This window comes from Micromonospora sp. KC213 (assembly GCF_004348325.1).
GTDB lineage: Bacteria > Actinomycetota > Actinomycetes > Mycobacteriales > Micromonosporaceae > Micromonospora.
In genome coordinates this window covers 34605-54459 of sequence record NZ_SMKF01000009.1, presented here as the reverse complement: position 1 = coordinate 54459, position 19855 = coordinate 34605, and the positions used below count along the sequence as shown (strand labels likewise).

The 19855-nt window shown below is 71.1% G+C and carries 14 protein-coding genes; 10 read left to right on the top strand and 4 right to left on the bottom strand.

Going from position 1 to position 19855, the window contains the following annotated elements; all coding sequences use genetic code 11:
• Positions 1-13 precede the first annotated feature (13 nt).
• Positions 14-1033, bottom strand: coding sequence for a LacI family DNA-binding transcriptional regulator (locus E1166_RS04330; RefSeq protein WP_132335971.1), 1020 nt, complete (start codon positions 1031-1033; stop codon positions 14-16).
• Between the two features lie 384 nt (positions 1034-1417).
• Between E1166_RS04330 and E1166_RS04325 the strand changes: the two genes are divergently transcribed.
• The 4 genes from E1166_RS04325 (at position 1418) to E1166_RS04310 (ending at position 7220) form a co-directional block, all read left to right on the top strand.
• Positions 1418-2698 (top strand): extracellular solute-binding protein, encoded by a 1281-nt coding sequence (locus E1166_RS04325; protein ID WP_132335969.1) that lies wholly within the window; start codon positions 1418-1420, stop codon positions 2696-2698.
• Positions 2699-2836: 138 nt separating this feature from the next.
• Positions 2837-3847: a sugar ABC transporter permease gene (locus tag E1166_RS04320; protein WP_132335967.1), complete on the top strand. Its 1011-nt coding sequence runs from the start codon at positions 2837-2839 to the stop codon at positions 3845-3847.
• Positions 3844-4746 carry a carbohydrate ABC transporter permease gene (locus E1166_RS04315; protein ID WP_132335965.1) on the top strand — a complete coding sequence of 301 codons (903 nt, stop codon included), beginning with the start codon at positions 3844-3846 and terminating at the stop codon, positions 4744-4746. Before E1166_RS04320 ends, E1166_RS04315 begins: the two co-directional genes overlap by 4 nt.
• Complete coding sequence (locus E1166_RS04310; RefSeq protein WP_132335963.1) at positions 4743-7220, top strand: glycoside hydrolase family 2 protein; 2478 nt, start codon at positions 4743-4745, stop codon at positions 7218-7220. The genes E1166_RS04315 and E1166_RS04310 overlap by 4 nt, the downstream gene beginning before the upstream one ends.
• On the opposite strand, the gene E1166_RS04305 is transcribed toward E1166_RS04310, so the two are convergent.
• Complete coding sequence (locus E1166_RS04305) at positions 7210-8730, bottom strand: ABC transporter substrate-binding protein (protein WP_132335961.1); 1521 nt, start codon at positions 8728-8730, stop codon at positions 7210-7212. The two genes, E1166_RS04310 and E1166_RS04305, sit on opposite strands and share 11 nt — an antisense overlap.
• Entirely contained in the window at positions 8727-10679 is a 1953-nt protein-coding gene (locus E1166_RS04300) for a hypothetical protein (RefSeq protein ID WP_132335959.1), read from the bottom strand. Before E1166_RS04300 ends, E1166_RS04305 begins: the two co-directional genes overlap by 4 nt.
• Positions 10680-10887: 208 nt before the next feature.
• Between E1166_RS04300 and E1166_RS30735 the strand changes: the two genes are divergently transcribed.
• Positions 10888-11025 carry a hypothetical protein gene (locus E1166_RS30735; RefSeq protein WP_165944230.1) on the top strand — a complete coding sequence of 46 codons (138 nt, stop codon included), beginning with the start codon at positions 10888-10890 and terminating at the stop codon, positions 11023-11025.
• 79 nt (positions 11026-11104) lie between these two features.
• Positions 11105-11455, top strand: a complete 351-nt coding sequence (locus E1166_RS04295) for a hypothetical protein (RefSeq protein ID WP_132335957.1) — start codon at positions 11105-11107, stop codon at positions 11453-11455.
• Positions 11456-11524: 69 nt separating this feature from the next.
• Here E1166_RS04295 and ilvD read toward each other — a convergent pair whose 3' ends face one another.
• Positions 11525-13372, bottom strand: a complete 1848-nt coding sequence (gene ilvD / locus E1166_RS04290) for a dihydroxy-acid dehydratase (protein WP_132335954.1) — start codon at positions 13370-13372, stop codon at positions 11525-11527.
• 110 nt (positions 13373-13482) lie between these two features.
• On the opposite strand from ilvD, the gene E1166_RS04285 reads away from it, so the two are divergent.
• The 4 genes from E1166_RS04285 (at position 13483) to ilvC (ending at position 19784) form a co-directional block, all read left to right on the top strand.
• Complete coding sequence (locus tag E1166_RS04285) at positions 13483-15894, top strand: bifunctional diguanylate cyclase/phosphodiesterase (RefSeq protein WP_132335952.1); 2412 nt, start codon at positions 13483-13485, stop codon at positions 15892-15894.
• A gap of 239 nt (positions 15895-16133) precedes the next feature.
• On the top strand, positions 16134-18020 hold the full coding sequence (locus E1166_RS04280) for an acetolactate synthase large subunit (RefSeq protein WP_132262540.1): 1887 nt from the start codon (positions 16134-16136) through the stop codon (positions 18018-18020).
• A gap of 179 nt (positions 18021-18199) precedes the next feature.
• On the top strand, positions 18200-18715 hold the full coding sequence (gene ilvN / locus E1166_RS04275) for an acetolactate synthase small subunit (protein ID WP_132335950.1): 516 nt from the start codon (positions 18200-18202) through the stop codon (positions 18713-18715).
• Positions 18716-18770: 55 nt separating this feature from the next.
• A complete protein-coding gene (gene ilvC, locus E1166_RS04270) occupies positions 18771-19784 on the top strand; it encodes a ketol-acid reductoisomerase (protein ID WP_132335948.1) in 1014 nt (337 codons plus the stop codon).
• Positions 19785-19855: the final 71 nt, after the last annotated feature.

Sequence of the window (19855 nt, the reverse complement as noted above, 5' to 3'; positions counted from 1 at the left end):
GCGCTTAACCGGTTCACCTCTCCCGGGGCGGGGCGGTGCTGCCGCGCGGGGTGAGATGCGCCGTCTCGTCCTGGAGCCCGGTCGCCGGCTGGCCGGCGATGACCGCGAGCAGTTGCCGGGCGGCGTGCGCGCCGTACGCCGGGATGTCCCGCCCGAGCGCGGTCAACGGCGGATGCACGAGCTGGCAGAGCGGGGAGTCGTCCCAGGCCACGATCGACAGGTCGCCCGGGACGGTGAGTCCCATCTCCTGCGCCACCGAGAGCCCGGCGATCGCCATCACGTCGTTGTCGTAGATGATCGCCGTCGGGCGGGTGGCGGAGCTGAGCAGCCGCCGGGTGGCCCGGGCACCCTCCTCGCCGGTGTAGTCCGACCAGACGGTGACCGCCGTGTCGAGCCCGAGCCGCCGGCACACCTCGTCGAACGCGTCGGTGCGGATCTCGGTGTGCAGCAGTGCGGGCAGTCCACCCACCCGGGCGACCCGGCGGTGTCCCAGCGCGACCAGGTACTCCACGGTCTCCACCAGCGCCGCCGCGTCGTCGGACCAGACGCTGGTCAGGTTTCCGGTGTGGCCGGGACCACCGATCACCACGGCCGGCAGTTGCAGCGTCTCCAACGCGGGGATGCGGGGATCATCGGTGCGCAGGTCGCAGACGAAGACGCCGTCCACCCGCCGCTCGGCCCACCAGCGCCGGTGGACCGCGATCTCCGCCTCCGGGTCGGCCACCACCTGAAGGGTCAGCGCGTACGACCGGGCGGAGAGCTCCGCCTCGACGCCGCTGATCAGCTCCATGAAGAACGGTTCGATGCCCAGTGTCCGGGCCGGTCGGCAGAGGGCCAGGCCCACCGCGTTCGCGGTGGCGCCGGAGAGGGCGCGGGCGGCGCTGCTGGGGCTGAAGCCGATCTCGGCGGCGATGGCCAGGATTCGTTGGCGGGTGGCCTCCGAGACGCCGGGTTGTCCGTTCAGCGCGTACGACACCGCGCCCTTGGACACCCCGGCGCGTCGGGCGACGTCGGCGATGGTCGGCCGCTTCACCGGCGTGCTCCTCAACTACTCAACGGCCCTGCGGCCGGTCCAGGGCGCCGGTCGACCGGCCGCCCCCACGCTACCGCGCCCCGGTGATCGGTGGTGATCATGGGGCGACGGCTGCGAAACCCGTTCACCCTGGGGCTGCTTGCACGGTTAAGCGTACGGCCTGTGCGGGCTGCCGCAGCCCGCCAGCTGGGTCTCACCGTGCACAAAAGAGCGCTCAACCGCGCATGGTCGTGCTCTCCGCCTTCCGGCCCCAGACTGCCGGTCGGCTGCGGCGGTGATCGACCGTTGACAGTGCAAGGGGTGGCCCGTACGGTGGCCTCACTTACCCGGTTCAGTCGACGTTTCTCGATGTCGAGAGCGTTTCCACATGGTGCGGAGGATGGCATGAAACGGTCCTGGAGGCACTGGGCCCGCGCGGCGACCGCGGGTGCCGTCGGCCTGCTCATGGTCGCCGGTTGCAGTGGTAGGAGCAGCACCGGCGACTCCAGCTCCGGAGGTGTCGTCACGTTGAAGATCAACTTCTGGGGCGACTTCGGGCTGCAGGACCTGAAGGCCAAGTACGAGGCCGCCAACCCCAACATCCGCATCCAGCTCAACTCCGGCGAGTACAACGCCCAGCACGAGGACCTGCAGAAGAAGCTGGTCGCGGGCAACGGGGCGGCCGACATCGCGGCCGTCGACGAGGGCTTCATGGTCCAGTTCCGCAGCCAGTCCGACAAGTTCGTCAACCTGCTCGACAAGGGCGCCGGCTCCTACGAGAGCAAGTACCTGCCGTGGAAGTGGAAGCAGTCGCTGTCGGCCGACGGCAAGACCCAGATCGGCCTCGGCACCGACGTCGGCGGCCTGGCCATGTGCTACCGGACGGACCTGTTCAAGGCGGCCGGGCTGCCCACCGACCGGGACCAGGTCTCCGCGCTCTGGCCCACCTGGGACACGTTCATCGAGGTCGGTCAGCAGTACACCACCAAGACCAACAAGAAGTTCATCGACGCGGGCACCAACCTGTTCAACCCGATCCTGGGTCAGCAGCCGGTCGGCTTCTACAACGACCAGGATCAGCTCCAGATGGAGCAGGGTCCGAAGGTCGCCTTCGACTACACGGTCAAGGCCATCCAGGCCGGCATCTCGGCCAACCTGGTCAGCTTCCAGGCCGACTGGGACAAGGGCTTCACCAGCGGCGCCTTCGCCGTGCTCGCCTGCCCGGCGTGGATGCTCGGTCACATCCAGCAGACCGCCCCCGGCACCGAGGGCAAGTGGGACATCGCGGCGGTGCCCGGCGGTGGCGGCAACTGGGGCGGATCTTTCCTGACCATCCCCAAGCAGACCAAGCACGCCGACGAGGCCTACAAACTGCTGGAGTGGCTCGTCCAGCCGGAGCAGCAGGTCGAGATCTTCAAGAAGGTCGGCAACCTGCCCTCGCAACCGGCGCTCTACACCGACCCGGCGATCACCGAGTTCAAGAACCCGTTCTTCAGTGGCGCCCCGGTCGGCCAGATCTTCCCCACGATGGCGCAGGGCCTGACCCCGCAGTACCTGGGCAAGAAGAACGGCCCGACCCGGGTCGCGGTGGAGAACGTCATCCGCCGGGTGGAGAACAAGACCCTGAAGCCGGACGCCGCCTGGGCCGAGACGGTCAAGGAAGCCGAGAAGGTCGCCACGTCCTGACGCTTTCCGGTGACCGGTGGCGGAGCGGGACCAACCCGCTCCGCCACCGGCCGTGAGCCGCATCCCGACGCCCGCCGGAGGCCGGTGGGCACCCGTACCACCCGCGCCCCCTCACCTCTCGGCCCTGGAGCGTTTCCCATGTCCACCACCCGTGCCGCGCCCGCGTCGGGCCGTGGAGCCGCCCCCGGACGCGGCGGCTCCGGAGCCGCCGAGCGGCGGCTGTCCTGGCGCAACCGGCTGTACCGCTTCGACATGCGCTACATGCCGTACCTGCTGATCGCGCCGTTCTTCCTGCTCTTCATCCTCTTCGGGTTGTTCCCGTTGATCTTCAACGGTGTGGTCGCGCTGCGTAACTACCGGCTGGACGACCCCACGCTGCCGTACTGGGCCGGCGTGGAGAACTTCACCCGGCTCTTCGGCGACGAGGACTTCTGGAACGCGCTCTACAACACCTTCGGCATCTTCCTGCTCTCGTCAGTGCCGCAACTGCTGCTCGCCCTGATTGTGGCCTCGCTGCTGAACCGCAAGCTGCGCCTGCAGACCTGGTGGCGGGTCGGCATGCTGCTGCCGTACGTGACGCCGATCGTCGCCTCGTCGATGGTGTTCAGCGTCTTCTTCTCCCGCGACTTCGGCATGGCCAACTGGGCGCTCGGTCTGTTCGGCTACGGCAGCCCGGAGGCCCCGATCGACTGGCGGGCCGACAAGACCCACTCCTGGATCGCCATCGCCACTATGGTGAACTGGAAGTGGATCGGCTACAACGCCCTGCTGTACCTGGCCGCCATGCAGTCCATCCCGCGCGACGTCTACGAGGCGTCGGCGATCGACGGCGCCGGCCCGTGGCGGCAACTCTGGCGCATCACCGTGCCGATGATCCAGCCGATCATCGTGTTCACCGTGGTGCTCTCCACCATCGGCGGTCTCCAGCTCTTCACCGAACCGATGCTGTTCGACCCGAACGCGCAGACCGCCACCGGCGGCCCGAACGGTGAGTGGCAGACCATCGCGCAGCTCATCTACAAGGTCGGCTGGAAGGACCTCAACCTCGGCTACGCCGCCGCGATGTCCTGGGCGCTGTTCCTGATCATCCTGGTCGTCGCCGGCATCAACACGCTGCTGACCAACCGTCTCTCGGGAGGTCGCAGATGACCGCCGTCGCCCCGCCGCGCCCCGCCGCCCCGGTACGGCGCAACCGCCCGGCCCTGATGGGCCGGGCGCCGCAGGACACCCCGGCCGGGGCCGGAACGTACCTGCTGCTCGCCGTCACCATGCTCTTCGCGGTCTTCCCGCTGTACTGGATGTTCGTCATCGCCACCAGCAACGACGAGGCGCTGGCCAAGCTGCCACCCGCGGTGGTTCCCGGCGACCGGTTCATGACCAACGTCGAGGAGGTCTTCTCCCTCCAGGACGTCTTCTTCGCCGCCTCGATGGTCAACAGCGTCATCGTCTCCGTCGTGGTGACCGCCTCGGTGCTGTTCTTCTGCTCGCTGGCCGGGTTCGCCTTCGCCAAGCTGCGGTTCGCCGGCCGCAACGCGTTGATGCTCTTCGTGGTGCTCACCCTGACCGTGCCCAACCAGCTCGGCATCGTGGCGCTGTACATCGTGATGGGCAAGCTCGGCTGGAACGGCACCCTGCTCGCCGTCATCGCACCGGGCCTGGTCACCGCGTTCGGCGTGTTCTACATGCGACAGTTCATCGTCAACTCGGTACCCGACGAGTTGGTCGAGTCGGCCCGGGTCGACGGCGCCTCCACGATGCGCGTCTACTGGAACATCGTGCTGCCGGCGATCCGCCCGGCCCTGGCCGTGCTCGGGCTGCTCACCTTCGTCGCCACCTGGAACGACTTCCAGTGGCCGCTGATCACACTGAGCGGCAGCGACTACCCCACCTCGATGGTCGCCATCTCCGACCTGGCCAGTGGCAACTACGTGATCTACCGGCGGGTGCTCGCCGGTGCGTTCATCGCCACCGTGCCACTACTGATCATGCTGTTCATCGGCGGCCGACAGATCGTCCGCGGGATCATGGAAGGTGCGGTGAAATCGTGACCCACCGGACGTTGCACGACGGCTGGACGCTGCGGGCCGTACCGGGTGCACCGGTGCCGCCGGACATCGCCGGCTCGGCGGTGCCGGCGACCGTGCCCGGTTGCGTGCACACCGACCTGCTGGCCGCCGGCCTCATCGGCGACCCGTACCTCGACGACAACGAGAACCGGCTCACCTGGATCGGGCGCACCGACTGGAGCTACGAGACCACCTTCGGCTGGCAACCGGGCGACGACGACCGGATCGACCTGGTCTGCGTCGGCCTGGACACGGTCGCCACGGTCACCGTCAACGGCACCGAGGTCGGGCGCACCGAGAACCAGCACCGCTCCTACCGGTTCGACGTCCGGTCGCTGCTGCGTGCGGGCGACAACACGCTCGCGATCCGGTTCGACTCGCCGTACCGCTACGCCGAGGCGCAGCAGGACCGGCTCGGTGAACTGCCGAACGCGTACCCCGAGCCGTTCAACTTCATCCGCAAGACCGCCTGCAACTTCGGCTGGGACTGGGGGCCGACGGTGGTCACCGCCGGCATCTGGCAGGAGATCGGGCTGCACGCCTGGTCCACGGCTCGGCTCGCGTCCGTGCGTCCCCTGGTGACTGTCGCCGACGGCACCGGGCGGGTGGAACTGCACGTCGAGGTCGAGCGGGCCGGTGACGCGCCGCTGACCGTGCACGCGGTCGTCGCCGGGGTCGCCGTCGAGGTCGCCGTCGCCTCCGGCGAGCGGACCGCCGTGCTCACCCTCGACGTCCCGGACCCCGCGCTGTGGTGGCCCGTCGGGTACGGCGACCAGCCCCTGCACAACCTCGACGTGACCCTCCGCGGCCCCGACGGCCGGGAACTGGAGACCCGGTCGCGCCGGATCGGCTTCCGCTCGCTTCGGCTGGACACCACCCCCGACGCGCACGGCACCCCGTTCACGCTGCGCGTCAACGAGGTGCCGGTCTTCGTCAAGGGAGTGAACTGGATCCCCGACGACGCGTTTCCCAACCGGGTCACCCGGGCGCGGCTCGCCGAGCGTTTCGGCCAGGCGGTCGACGCGAACGTCAACCTGCTCCGGGTGTGGGGCGGTGGCCGGTACGAGTCGACGGACTTCTACGAACTGGCCGACTCCCTCGGCCTGCTGGTACAGCAGGACTTCCTCTTCGCCTGCGCGGCGTACCCCGAGGAGGAGCCGTTGCGCGGCGAGGTCGAGGCGGAGGCACGCGAGCAGGTGGCCCGGCTCGCCGGTCACCCGTCGCTGGTGCTCTGGACCGGCAACAACGAGAACATCTGGGGCTGGCACGACTGGGGCTGGCAGATGTGTTTGGACGGCCGCACCTGGGGTCGGGGCTACTACCTCGAGATGCTGCCCGCGATCGTGCGGGAACTGGACCCGACCGTCGCGTACTGGCCGGGCAGCCCGTGGTCCGGCACCGAGGAGATCCACCCCAACGACCCGGCACACGGCACCACACACATCTGGGACGTCTGGAACACCGACGACTACACGAAGTACCGGGAGTACGTTCCCCGCTTCGTCGCCGAGTTCGGCTACCAGGCGCCCCCGGCGTACGCGACGCTGCGCCGGTCCATCTCGGACGAGCCGCTGGCGCACGACTCCCCGGGCATGGCCCACCACCAGAAGGCGATCGACGGCGACCTGAAGCTCCAGCGCGGGCTCGACGCTCACCTGCCCGCCCCGGCCGACTTCGACGACTGGCACTACCTGACCCAGCTCAACCAGGCCCGGGCGATCCAACTCGGGGTGGAACACTTCCGATCCCACCGGGACGTCTGCGCCGGCACCATCGTCTGGCAGCTCAACGACTGCTGGCCGGTGACCTCCTGGTCGGCCGTCGACGGCGACGGCCGGCGCAAACCGCTCTGGTACGCGCTGCGCCGGGCGTACGCCGACCGGCTGCTCACCGTCCAGCCCCGCGACGGCGGACTGGCCCTAGTCGCGGTGAACGAGACCGGGCAGGCGTGGACCGCGCCGGCCACGGTCACCCGGCTCACCCTCACCGGGCAGCCGAGAGCGAAGACCTCGGTCGACCTCGACGTCCCCGCGTACTCCCGCGTCGTGTTGGCGCTGCCGGCGGAGCTGACGCGGCCGGACGAGGCCCGCCGTGAACTGCTGGTCGCGGCGGCCGGTGACACCGCGGAGCGGGCCTTGTGGTTCTTCGCCGAGGACCGCGAGACGCGGTGGCCGGCGGCGGAGTGGGACGCGGCGGTCGAGCCGGCGGGCGATGGCCTGCGGGTCCGGGTGACCGCCCGGACGGTGCTGCGCGACCTGACCCTCTTCCCGGACCGACTCGACCCGTCTGCCCAGGTGGACCGGGCGTTGGTGACCCTGCTGCCGGGGGAGTCGACCACCTTCACCGTGACGGCCGACGGGCCGCTGGACCCGGCCGCACTGACCAGCCGGCCGGTGCTGCGCTGCGTCAACGACATCGCCCCTGCCGGCGGTGCGCCGGGCGACCTCAACCCGTGATGAACGGTGTCCCCTTCGGGATCGGGGCCGCGCCGGCCGGGAGGACGGTGATCGGCACCCACTTGCCCACCGGGTCGGCCCGACGACCGGTGGTGTAGCTCAGTTCGCCGCCAGCCGAGGGGATCACCACGTCCTTGTTCAGGTTGAGCAACTGCCCGCGCACGTCCGCGGCGGACAGCTTGCTGCGTTTCGCCATCCGGATGGCCGTCACCGCCGTCGCCATGGCGTCGTGGTGGGTGAGGGCGTAGCCGTCGGTGAGCGTTGCCTCGTCCCCGAACCTCGCGGCCCGGAACGCCTCCACGAACGCCGCGAGGCCCTTGGGGGCGGGCACGACCGCGTCGCCGGTGAACCAGGAGGGGTGTACCGACGCGGCGGTGACGATGGTGATCCCGGTCTGCGCCATCCGCGCGGCGGTCTCGTCGGAGACGGTCAGTCCGGTGGCGCCCACCAGGATGGTCAGGGGCTTCTGCGTGAAACACTGCCGGCTCGCCAGTGTGTTGACGAAGTCGTCCAGATCGAGGACGCGGCCGGCGTACAGGATCATGTCCGGCTTCGGGTCGGTGCACACGCTGGTGGCGATCGGTTCGAGGAAGCGGGCCCGCTGGCCCGGGTCCCCGGCGCCGACGAAGGACCGCTCGTAGGGCAGCAGGTAGTCCTTGAGGATCCTGCGGTACGCCGCCAGGAGGCTCCGGACGTACAGGTCCGGCTCCGACTCGTCGAAGACGACCATGCCCTTGCGGAGATCCGTGCGGGTCTGGAGGTAGGCGTTCAGCGCCAGGACGTAGTCGGTGTCGCTCGGTGAGGCACGGACGAAGCCCTCGATGTCACGGAAGTCATCGGCGGTGGCGACACCGGCGATCATGGGCAGCCCGGAGTCGGAGGCCGCGAGGTACTGGGCGGCGTCCCGGGTCGCCGCGATGCTGGTGCCCATGCCGATGACGGCGACCAGCGGGTTCTCGTCGTCCGCCAACTGCTCCAGGGTGCGCACCACCCGGCGCCACTGCTCCTGCCGGCTGCCCACGTTGGCCAGGACCAACTCGATCAGGGGCGGGTCGTTCGTGCCGTCGCTGCCGTTGGCGCGCACCTGTGCGACGTAGGCGCCCTGCACCGCGTGCCGGACCTGCGCCTTCGACATGAAACTCTTCTCCGCGGAGGTCATCGGCGACAGCAGCGCCACCCGCACGTACGGTTGGTTCTCCGCGGCCGACTTGGCCCGGACGATCTCGTTCTGCTCCCTGATCTTCTGCTGGACGTCACCGAGGCCCTCGAAGGTGTGGGCGCCGACGTCGGTCAGCACCCCGACACACTCGCCGCCGACCCGGGTCAGGCCGGAGCGCAGGCTGCCGCACGAGGTGACCACGATGTTGACGACCAGGGCCGACGCGGCGACCAGAGCGGCCACTGCCGCCGTGGCCGTGGCCAGCCGGAGCACCCGTCGCGACCGGGGTACCCGGGGAGTGAAGAAGTCCGTGGGAACGCCGGCCACCGGGCTGCCGGCTGTTTCTCTCACCGCCACTGGTCCGCCCATCCCTTGTGTCGGTCCGCTTCGGCGACCAGCAGCGACTGGTCGTCGGGAAAGTGCAGGGCCAGCGCCCGGTAGTCGCGCTTGAGCCCGTCGTGCAGATCGGCCCGGAGCCGGCCGGTGAACGGGTCGGCGGCGAGCCGCAGACCGACGACCAGTCGGGTCACCCGGCCGAGCCGGCTCTCCGGGTCCACGCCGGTCGACCGGGCGAGGCGGTGCGCCTCCTGGGCCGGTGGCGCGGTGTGCGGCCGGCGGGTGGGGGCTCGGGTGACGGCCCGCAGCGTGGCCAGCCAGTCGGCCGCTGGTACCGTCCCGACCTCGGCGGCGAACTGGCCGCTGACCTCCTCGAGCTGGTCGAGGGCCAACGCGTGGTACCGCTCGCCGGTCCGGTCGTCGCGTGCCCGGCACTCGTCCCGCAGGAGCGCGTGTACCCGGTTCCAGCCGTCCCCGCCGTCCGGGTCGCGGGCCGCGAGCCGACGGAGCAGCAGCCGGCGCAACGGTGGCGGGTCGGCGTCGGGATCGGCCGACCGCAGACTGTCGAACATGAGGCCGAGCCGGCCGGCGTACCCGTCGGCGGTGAGCAGCCCGCTGCGCATCGCCAGCGCGGTCGCCTGCTCGACGGTCCGGGCGGCGGCGCAGGTGGTCAGGATGTCCATCTCGTCGACCGGGAGCGGGTTGGCATCGGGGATACCGAGCAGGTGCCGGATGAGCCGCTCCTCGACGGTGAACTGTCTCCGGTCGGTGTCGTCGGCCGGCGCGGGTTCCAGCCGGGCCAGCGCGAGGGCCAGTTCCTCGCCGCCCTCGGGCCACGACGACACCTCGCGGGCCGCCGTCAGCAGCATGCTCACCACCAGCGGGTTGCCCTGGCCGAGCTGCTGGATCTGCCGTGGTATCCGGGGTTCCAGATCCGGATGTTCCCGCGCCATCCGGTGCACGACGTCCGCCTCGGTGAGGGCGGGCAGCGGGTAGCGGACCCAACGGGGCCGAGGCTGCTCGATGTCCCGCCCGGTGGGCAGCGACTCCTCGGCCGCCAGCAGGTGTTGCTGCGCCTCGGGAAGGTGGCCGAGGAAGGGGGCCCGGCTGGTCGCCACCACGGCCAGCGGCTCGTCCTGAACCGTCTCGCGTCCGCGCGCCAGCTCGATCAGGAAGTGTCGCCCGAGTCGGGTGTCGGCGTTGTCGATCAACGCGACGCAGCGCGGCATCCAGGGCCGGCGCAGGCGCCGACCGAGCCCGGCGGTCAGGTCGGCGCGGAACGCCGCCCAGAGCAGTTCGTCGCGCTGACGGGCGTTGTTGGCCTCACCCGGCCGGCGGTGCCACCGGTTCAGGTCGATCAGCGTCTCGACCGGTGGGCGGGGGCGCGGGCCGCCCTGCGTGCCGTACCACTTCTGCGCCCGGCCGAGGACGAGCCTGCTGCTCCACGTCCAGGACGCGAGCCGGTGGATGACCGTGGCGAGGAGCCGGGTGGACAGGCGCACCGGCGTCTGCACGGCGGCCGGCAGGACGGCGGGCAGGTCCCCGGCGCCCTCCCTGAGCGTGGTCACCAGCCGGTCGACGCCTCGGTGCTCGCGCAGCAGCGCGTTGATCTGCTGCCGGGCCCGGTCGCGGTCCCGCAGGTCGAGCGTGTCGTCGTCCATCACCAGTTTGCCGACAGCGAGCCGGGGGAAGTGCAGCGTGCCGTAGAGCGGGCAGGGCCGGCCCAGGTGGAAGGCGAGGGCGTACAGCACCTCCGGGGTGCCCGTCCGGCCGTCGGCCTCCAGGTCGATGTGCGCGTACGGCACCCGGCCGTCGAGGAGGCCGGCGAGGCCGTTCAGCAGGGCCGTCTTGCCGCTGCCCCGGTCGCCCTCGAAGATCAGCACCGGCGGGGGCGCGTCGCCCTGCCCACGGGTCATCACCTCGCGAACCAGTTCCACGGCGTGGCGACGGTGGTGGATGGTCATCGAGCCTCCCCCGCGGCGGTCGGACCTCCGGCCCAGTCCGCTCATGGTCGAGTCCCGTCGACCGGCCGGTCAAGACATGACCGTCGTCGATCGATGACCGATTGCCGACAGCCGCGCCTCGCGTCCGCGGCTGCCGGGAATCCGTCCCACCCTCAGCCGGCCGGCGGCGGCCCGGTCAGTCCGGCACCCGGCGGTCACGACCGGTAGAATGATCCAGTGGCATCCCGGCGTCGGCCATCACGGGAAGCTTCCCTACTGGAAGGTCAAGGCACCGAACAAGCCCGCGGCCAGGCTGCCCCAGCCCCGGGAGAAGTTGCCGCAGTGGAAGCTCGACCAGCTGACGTGACGCATCCGGGGTCCGGAGAGGTGATCCGATGCACCAGGCCCCGAGCTACGACCCTGGCGACCTCCTTCACCCAACCCGCGTGACCTCGGTGTTGTGTGGACTGACACGGGTGGTGGCCCGGCTCGCCCTGGCGGCGGACGACCAGCGGGAGTATCTGCGCAGGATTGGCACCGGCGGCCTGGCGGACGAGTTGGCACTACAGCTCGAAGCCGTGGTCGTTCTCCTGGAACCGCTCGAAGAGGCCGGCCTCGTCGACCCGGCGCAGGCCGCGCTCGCCCGCCGCATCGATGAGATGCTCGACCTGATGAGCGGTGCGCAGAAGGCGCACCTGTGGGAGCCGGAGGCACTCTCGATGGCCCCGGAGTGGGTCGAGGTTCGCGCCCTCGCCAAGGAATTCCTGTTCCTCCCCGATCCGTTCGGCGGCACGTAGCGGACGAATGGTGGTCCGGGGTGATCAGTTCGCCCCGGACCACCTGCCGCCGAGCGGCGACGGGTCGTCCTACTCCGGCACCCGGCGGTACGCGCCGTCGCTGGCCGAGGTCGCCATCGAGGCGTACGCGCGCAGCGCCGCCGACACCGGCCGCTGCCGGTCCACCGGCGTGTACGGGCGGTCCCGCTTCTCCTGGGCGACCCGGCGGGCGTCCAGCACGTCGGCCGGGACGTTCAGCTCGATCGTCCGGCCCGGGATGTCGATGACGATCTCATCGCCGTCGGCGACCAGGGCGATCAGCCCACCGGAGGCCGCCTCGGGGGAGACGTGGCCGATGGACAGGCCCGACGTGCCGCCGGAGAAACGCCCGTCGGTGAGCAGCGCGCAGGCCCGGCCCAGCCCTCGGCCCTTGAGGAACGAGGTGGGGTAGAGCATCTCCTGCATACCGGGGCCGCCCTTCGGCCCCTCGTACCGGATCACCACGACGTCGCCGGCGACGACCTGCTTGGCGAGGATCGCCGACACCGCGTCGTCCTGGGACTCGTAGACCTTGGCCGGTCCGCGGAAGGTCAGGCACTCCTCGGGTACGCCGGCGGTTTTCACCACGCAGCCGGCCGGGGCCAGGTTGCCGTGCAGGATGGCCAGCCCGCCGTCGGCGCTGTAGGCGTGCTCCCGGTCCCGGATGCAGCCCTGCGCCGCGTCGGTGTCCAGCGACGACCAGCGGTTGGTGGTGGAGAACGGCTCGGTGGTACGCACCCCGCCCGGGGCGGCGTGGAACAGTTCCACCGCCTCCGGTCGCGGTGACCCGCCGCGTACGTCCCAGTCCGCCAGCCACTGCGACAGGGTCGGGGAGTGCACCGCGTGTACGTCCCGGTTGAGCAGCCCGGCCCGGTCCAGCTCACCGAGGATCGCCGGGACGCCGCCGGCCCGGTGCACGTCCTCCATGTGGTACTGGGGCGAGTTCGGCGCGACCTTGGCCAGGCACGGCACCCGGCGGCTGACGGCGTCGATGTCGGCCACGTCGAAGTCCAGCTCGGCCTCGCGGGCGGCGGCGAGCAGGTGCAGGATCGTGTTGGTCGACCCGCCCATCGCCACGTCCAGGGCGACCGCGTTCTCGAAGGCGGCGCGGTTGGCGATCGACCGGGGCAGCACGGAGGCGTCGTCGTGGTCGTACCACCGCTTGGCGATCTCCACGGCGGTGCGGCCGGCCTCGACGAAGAGTGACCGGCGTGCGGCGTGGGTGGCCAGGGTCGAGCCGTTGCCCGGCAGGGCCAGGCCGATCGCCTCGGTGAGGCAGTTCATCGAGTTGGCGGTGAACATGCCGGAGCAGGAGCCGCAGGTCGGGCAGGCGGAGCGTTCGATCTCGCCGAGCTGGTCGTCGGTGACCGCCTCGTTCGAGGAGGCGATCATCGCGTCGATCAGGTCGATCTTGGAGTGCACCACGCCCTCGATCGCCACCGTCTTGCCGGCCTCCATCGGGCCACCGGAGACGAAGACGGTGGGGATGTTCAGCCGCAGCGCGGCCAGCAGCATGCCCGGGGTGATCTTGTCGCAGTTGGAGATGCAGACCAGGACGTCGGCGCAGTGCGCGTTGACCATGTACTCCACCGCGTCGGCGATCAACTCGCGGCTGGGCAGCGAGTAGAGCATGCCGCCGTGACCCATCGCGATGCCGTCGTCGACCGCGATCGTGTTGAACTCCCGGCCCACCCCGCCGGCCTCGGCGATCGCGTCGGCGACCAGGCCGCCGAGGTCCTTGAGGTGTACGTGCCCCGGCACGAACTGGGTGAAACTGTTGGCGATGGCGACGATCGGCTTGCCGAAGTCGTCGTCGGTCATCCCGGTGGCCCGCCACAGGGCCCGGGCGCCGGCCATCGTCCGACCGTGGGTGGAGGTCCTCGACCGCAGCTCAGGCATGCGTACCAGTGTGGCACCGCGAGCACGCCGCCCCCACCCGGTCCGGTCGTGTCCCAACAGATGCACACCCGGTCCCCCACGGAGGGTCCGGATCCGGCACAGTTGAGGTCGTGCGTTTCCCCCCGGGCATGATCGCTGTCGCGGTGCTGAGCGCCCTGGTCGCCGTGTCCGCCACCGCTCTGCTCGCCGGGTCGACGGGCCGGCGGCGATCCTGCCCGCGTCGGCGCGCGTACGTGCTGCTCGCCGTGGCGGCGGCCATCGCGCTGGTCGGTCTGCTGGCCGGGATGGCCGTGGCGTACGCCCACCCGCACCTCGGAGGGCCGGAACGGCTCTCCGGTTGGCCGCTGCTGGTGGCGGTGATCGTCGCGTCGAGCGGGCTGGTCGCCGCCGTCGGGCTGCTCCGCCTGCCCGGCGTGGTGGTGAGCCGGGCGGCCACCGCCCGGCTGCTGCTCGACGGGCTGATCATGGCGGCCGCGCTCTGGTTCGTCGGCTGGGTGATCTTCACCGAGCCGACCCGGCTGCTCGGCGACGCCACCCCGGTGGCCTGCCGGGCGATCCTGCTCGCCTCGGCCAACGCCGCACTGACCGTCGGGCTGGCCCTGATCGTGATGCTCCGCGCCGGCCCGCCCCGGGCCCGCATCGCGGTGCTCGGCGCGGGCATCAGCGCCACCGCCTCCGGAGGGCTCGGCGTCGTCGCCGGGGTGTGCCAGACCGGCAACAACGTGGCCCTGGCCGGGGCGGTGCTGCTCGCCCTGGGGCTGCTCGCCGTGTCACTCGCCGTGCACCGGCCCGAGCCGCCCGGGCAGGTCGAGGTCGACCTGATCCGCCGCGACGGCGAGTACGCCTTCGTTCCGATGTTCGCGATGGCCGCCTCGGCGATGTACCACCTCGTGCAGGGCGGTGGTTTCGACGCGCTCGCCGTGCTGGTGGGCAGCATCGAGGGTTTCGCGCTGGTCGCCCGGCAGTACCTCACCCTCAACGACATGCGCGGGTACGCCGGCCGGCTGGCCGAGCGCGAGGCGCACTTCCGGGAATTGGCCCACACCGACCCGCTGACCGGCCTGGCCAACCGTCGCGGCCTGCTGCGCGAGCTGCAGCGTTGGGGCGACGAGGGGGGCGACCGGGTCCTGCTCGGTCTCGACCTCGACGGGTTCAAGAACGTCAACGACATGCGCGGGCACGACGTGGGTGATCTCGTGCTGGCCGAGGTGGGGCGGCGGCTGCGCAGCAACCTGCGCCCCGGCGACCTGGCCGCCCGGCTCGGCGGTGACGAGTTCGCGGTGCTGATGCGCGGCCGCCCGGCCGAGGCCCACGCCGTCGCCGAGCGGCTGCTCGGGGTGCTGGGTCGGGCCTACGACCAGCCGGACGGGGCGGTGTTCCTGTCGGTGAGCATCGGGGTGGCCGGCCAGTGCGGCGAGCCCGACCCGGCGGCCCTGCTGCGCCACGCCGACCTCGCGCTGCGCTACGCCAAGCAGCGTGGCAAGAACCGGATCGAGCGCTACGACGGTGCGCACGACCAGCAGTTGCTGCGGCGTACCCGGGTGGAGCACGAGCTGCGCGGCGCGATCGAGCGCGACGAACTGCGCCTGGTGTTCCAACCGGTCGCCTCGCTGCCCTCGGTGCGCCCGGTGGGGGCCGAGGCGCTGCTGCGCTGGCACCACCCGGAGCTGGGCAACGTCCGCCCCGACGAGTTCATCCCGCTGGCCGAGGAGTGCGGGATGATCGCCAAACTCGGCGCGTGGGTGCTGCACCAGGCATGCTGGCAGCTGTCCCGCTGGCTCGCCGACGGGCACGACGTCTGGGTGTCGGTGAACGTTTCCCCGCGTGAGCTGCACGCCCCGGAGTACGTCGTGCAGGTGGCCGACGCGCTGCGCGCCCACCACGTGCCGCCGCAGCGGCTGGTGCTGGAGGTCACCGAGCACGCCGTGGCCACCGACCTGGACGAGCTGATCCGGCGGCTGACCGCGCTGCGGCGCACCGGGGTGCGGATCGCGCTGGACGACTTCGGGGCCGGCTACTCGTCGTTGGGACAGCTGCGCCGGCTGCCGATCGACATCCTGAAGATCGACCACAGCCTGGTCGCCGAGCACGAGCCGGTCCGTCCGGTGGACCGGGACGGTCCGGCCTTCGCCCCGATGGTCGACATTGTGATGCGGCTGGGCCACCAGCTCGGCCTGGAGGTGATCGCCGAGGGCGTGACGTCCCCCACCGAACTGGCCGCGGTGGTGGCCGCCGGGTGCCGGTTCGGTCAGGGCGCGCTCTTCGGGTGGGGGGTGCCGGCGGAGCACCTGGAGGCGATGCTGGAGGCCGCCACCTCACCGGGCGCACGACCCGCGTCGGCACCACCGGCACCGCCGCCGGTGCCGGTGCGGGCGGTCCCGTCACCGCTGCTGCCGCGGCTGCGCCCCGGCTCGCCGACACCGGTGCCGCAGGTGCCCACGTCCCGCCCTCCTGAGGGCGGATCCCCGCAGGTGGGGCCACCCGCAGAACCCCGAACGGGGGATGGCGCCCCTCGTTCGTGAACCAAGATGTGGGATCAGTTGACTCAGCGCGTGAGATGCGTCAGGCTGGTTCCCATGTCGTCGAACCGGTCGCTGCGAGTACTTACCTGAGCGCACGCTCTCCGTCGAGAGTTGTGCGCTGGCCCCGTGCTTCTGCACGAGGGCCGTTTTTATTGCCGTCGGATCCTGTCGGGGCGGCCGCCGCCCCCGTAGCACCTGTCGAAAAGCTCCACCCACTCCAGCCGAAGGCCTGAACCGCCATGACGAGACCCACGCCAGAGACACTCGCCCACTCCGCCCGCCGGGCGCGTACGGTCGCCGAGCCGACCGGCGACGCCGACCAGACCGCCGCGCCGCGCCCCGGCGCCGTCCCGGCCGCCCCGGCCGTACGGCAGTCCGCGCCGGCCCAGGTCTCCGGCGCCGGCTCGCTCGTGCGGTCCCTCGAGGCGCTCGGCGTCGACGTCGTCTTCGGCATTCCCGGCGGGGCGATCCTGCCCGCCTACGACCCGCTGTACGACTCCACGGTCCGGCACATCCTGGTCCGCCACGAGCAGGGCGCCGGTCACGCCGCAACCGGATATGCGCAGGCCACCGGCCGGGTCGGGGTCTGCATCGCGACCTCCGGGCCGGGCGCGACCAACCTGGTCACCCCGATCGCCGACGCGTACATGGACTCGGTGCCGATCGTCGCGATCACCGGCCAGGTCGCCCGCCCGTCGATCGGCACGGACGCCTTCCAGGAGGCGGACATCCAGGGCATCACCCTGCCGATCACCAAGCACAACTTCCTGGTGCAGACCGCGGAGGAGATCCCGCAGGTGCTGGCCGAGGCGTTCCACCTGGCCTCCACCGGGCGGCCCGGGCCGGTGCTGGTCGACATCCCCAAGGACGTCCTCCAGGCGCCCACCACCTTCAGTTGGCCGCCCACCCTCGACCTGCCCGGCTACCGGCCGACCCTGCACCCGCACGGCAAGCAGATCCGAGAGGCCGCACGGCTGCTGGCCGCCGCCCGCCGTCCGGTCCTCTACGTCGGCGGCGGTGTGCTCAAGGCCGGTGCCACCGAGGGGCTGCGCCGGCTCGCCGAGCTGACCGGCATCCCGGTGGTGACCACCCTGATGGCGTTGGGCGCGTTCCCCGACTCGCACCGCCAGCACCTGGGCATGCCTGGCATGCACGGCACCGTCGCCGCGGTCTACGGCCTGCAGAAGGCCGACCTGATCGTGGCGCTCGGCGCCCGCTTCGACGACCGGGTGACCGGCCGGCTGGACTCGTTCGCCCCGGACGCCACGGTGGTGCACGCCGACATCGACCCGGCGGAGATCGGCAAGAACCGGCACGCCGACGTGCCGATCGTCGGCGACGCCCGGCACGTCATCGACGAGCTGCTCACGGCCGTCGCCACCGAGCAGAAGGCCGGCCATCGGACCGACCTGACCGACTGGTGGACCCAGCTGGACGACCTGCGTGAGCGGTACCCGCTGGGCTACGAGGAGCCCTCCGACGGCACCCTCGCCCCGCAGTACGTGATCAAGCGGCTGGGCGAGATCGCCGGCCCGGACGCCATCTACGTCGCGGGCGTCGGCCAGCACCAGATGTGGGCCAGTCAGTTCATCTCGTACGAGAAGCCGAGCACCTGGCTCAACTCCGGCGGCCTCGGCACCATGGGGTACGCCGTCCCGGCGGCGATGGGCGCGAAGGTGGGGCGGCCTGACGCGGTGGTCTGGGCGGTGGACGGCGACGGCTGCTTCCAGATGACCAACCAGGAGTTGGCCACCTGCGCGCTGGAGGGCATCCCGGTCAAGATCGCCGTGATCAACAACGGCAACCTCGGCATGGTCCGGCAGTGGCAGACCCTGTTCTACGGCGAGCGCTACTCCAACACCGAGCTGGGCACCCACAAGCACCGGATCCCGGACTTCGTCAAGCTGGCCGAGGCGCTCGGCTGCGTGGGCCTGCGCTGTGAGAACGCCGACGACGTCGACAAGACCATCGAGGCGGCCATGGCGATCAACGATGCCCCGGTGGTGGTCGACTTCGTGGTCGGCAAGGACGCGATGGTCTGGCCGATGGTGCCGGCCGGCACCAGCAACGACGAGATCATGTTCGCCCGTGGCGTCCGCCCGGCCTTCGACGACGACGAGGTTTAGTCATGACCGATCGCACCGAGCGAAGCGAGGGCCGTGAGGGCATGACGAGGAAGGCTCGGTCATGACCGATCGCACCGAGCGAAGCGAGGGCCGTGAGGGCATGACGAGGAAGGCTCGGTCATGACCGATCGCACCGAGCGAAGCGAGGGCCGTGAGGGCATGACGAGGAAGGCACAGCAATGACTATGCACACGCTCTCCGTGCTGGTGGAGAACAAGCCCGGTGTCCTGGCCCGGGTCTCCGGCCTGTTCTCCCGGCGCGGTTTCAACATCGACAGTCTCGCCGTGGGTGAGACCGAGAACCCGGACGTCTCCCGGATCACCATCGTGGTCAACGCCGAGTCGTCCCCGCTGGAGCAGGTGACCAAGCAGCTCAACAAGCTGGTCAACGTACTCAAGATCGTCGAGCTGGATCCGCAGGTCTCGGTGGCCCGGGAGTTGCTGCTGGTCAAGGTCCGCGCGGACCGCAACGCCCGCGGGCAGGTGCTGGAGACGGTCAGCCTGTTCCGGGCCCGGGTGGTCGACGTGGCCCCGGACACGCTGACCATCGAGGCCACCGGCACCCCCGACAAGCTGGACGCGATGCTGCGCGACCTGGAGCCGTTCGGCATCAAGGAGATGGTCCAGTCCGGCACGGTGGCGATCGGGCGCGGTTCGCGCTCCATCACCGTCGGTCCCGCGCTGCGCGCTGCCTGATCAACCGCACAAGTCCACGACGGCCGACCCGGACCGCCGTACGAAAGGGAAGTCAATGAGCGTTGAGGTTTACTACGACGACGATGCCGACCTGGGCCTGATCCAGGGCCGCAAGGTCGCGGTGATCGGGTACGGCAGCCAGGGCCACGCCCACGCGTTGTCGCTGCGCGACTCCGGCGTCGACGTGGTGATCGGTCTGCCGGCCGGTTCCAAGAGCCGCCCGAAGGCCGAGGAGCAGGGCCTGCGCGTGCTCACGCCGGCCGAGGCGGCGGCCGAGGCCGACGTCATCATGATCCTGGCGCCGGACACCGCGCAGCGGGCGCTCTACGCCGACGCGATCGCGCCGAACCTGGCTCCGGGCAAGGCGCTCTTCTTCGGCCACGGTTTCAACATCCGGTACGGGCTGATCACCGCGCCGGCCGACGTGGACGTGGCGATGGTCGCCCCGAAGGGCCCCGGCCACCTGGTCCGGCGCCAGTACGTCGACGGCAAGGGCGTGCCCTGCCTGGTCGCCGTGGAACAGGACGCCAGCGGCACCGCCTTCCAGTTGGCCCTGTCGTACGCGAAGGGCATCGGTGGCACCCGCGCCGGGGCGATCCGGACCACCTTCAAGGAGGAGACCGAGACCGACCTCTTCGGTGAGCAGGCCGTGCTCTGCGGCGGCGCGGCGGCGCTGGTGCAGACCGGGTTCGAGGTGCTCACCGAGGCCGGCTACGCACCCGAGGTGGCCTACTTCGAGTGCCTGCACGAGCTGAAGCTCATCGTCGACCTGATGTACGAGGGTGGCATCGCGCGGATGCGCTACAGCGTCTCCGACACCGCCGAGTACGGCGACCTGTCCCGTGGCCCCCGGGTCGTCGACGCGCGGGTCAAGGAGGAGATGCGCAAGATCCTCGGCGAGATCCAGTCCGGCGAGTTCGCCCGCGAGTGGGTGGCCGAGGACGAGGCCGGCCGGCCGAACTTCGCCAAGTGGCGGGCCGAGGGCGCGGCGCACCCGATCGAGGAGACCGGCCAGAAGCTGCGTTCCATGATGAGCTGGGTGGACCGTCCGATCACCGAGACGGCCTGACACCCGGCCAGCCACGGCCCGCGACCCGACGCTCTCCCCGGCGTCGGGTCGCGGGCCGTCGCGCATCCTGA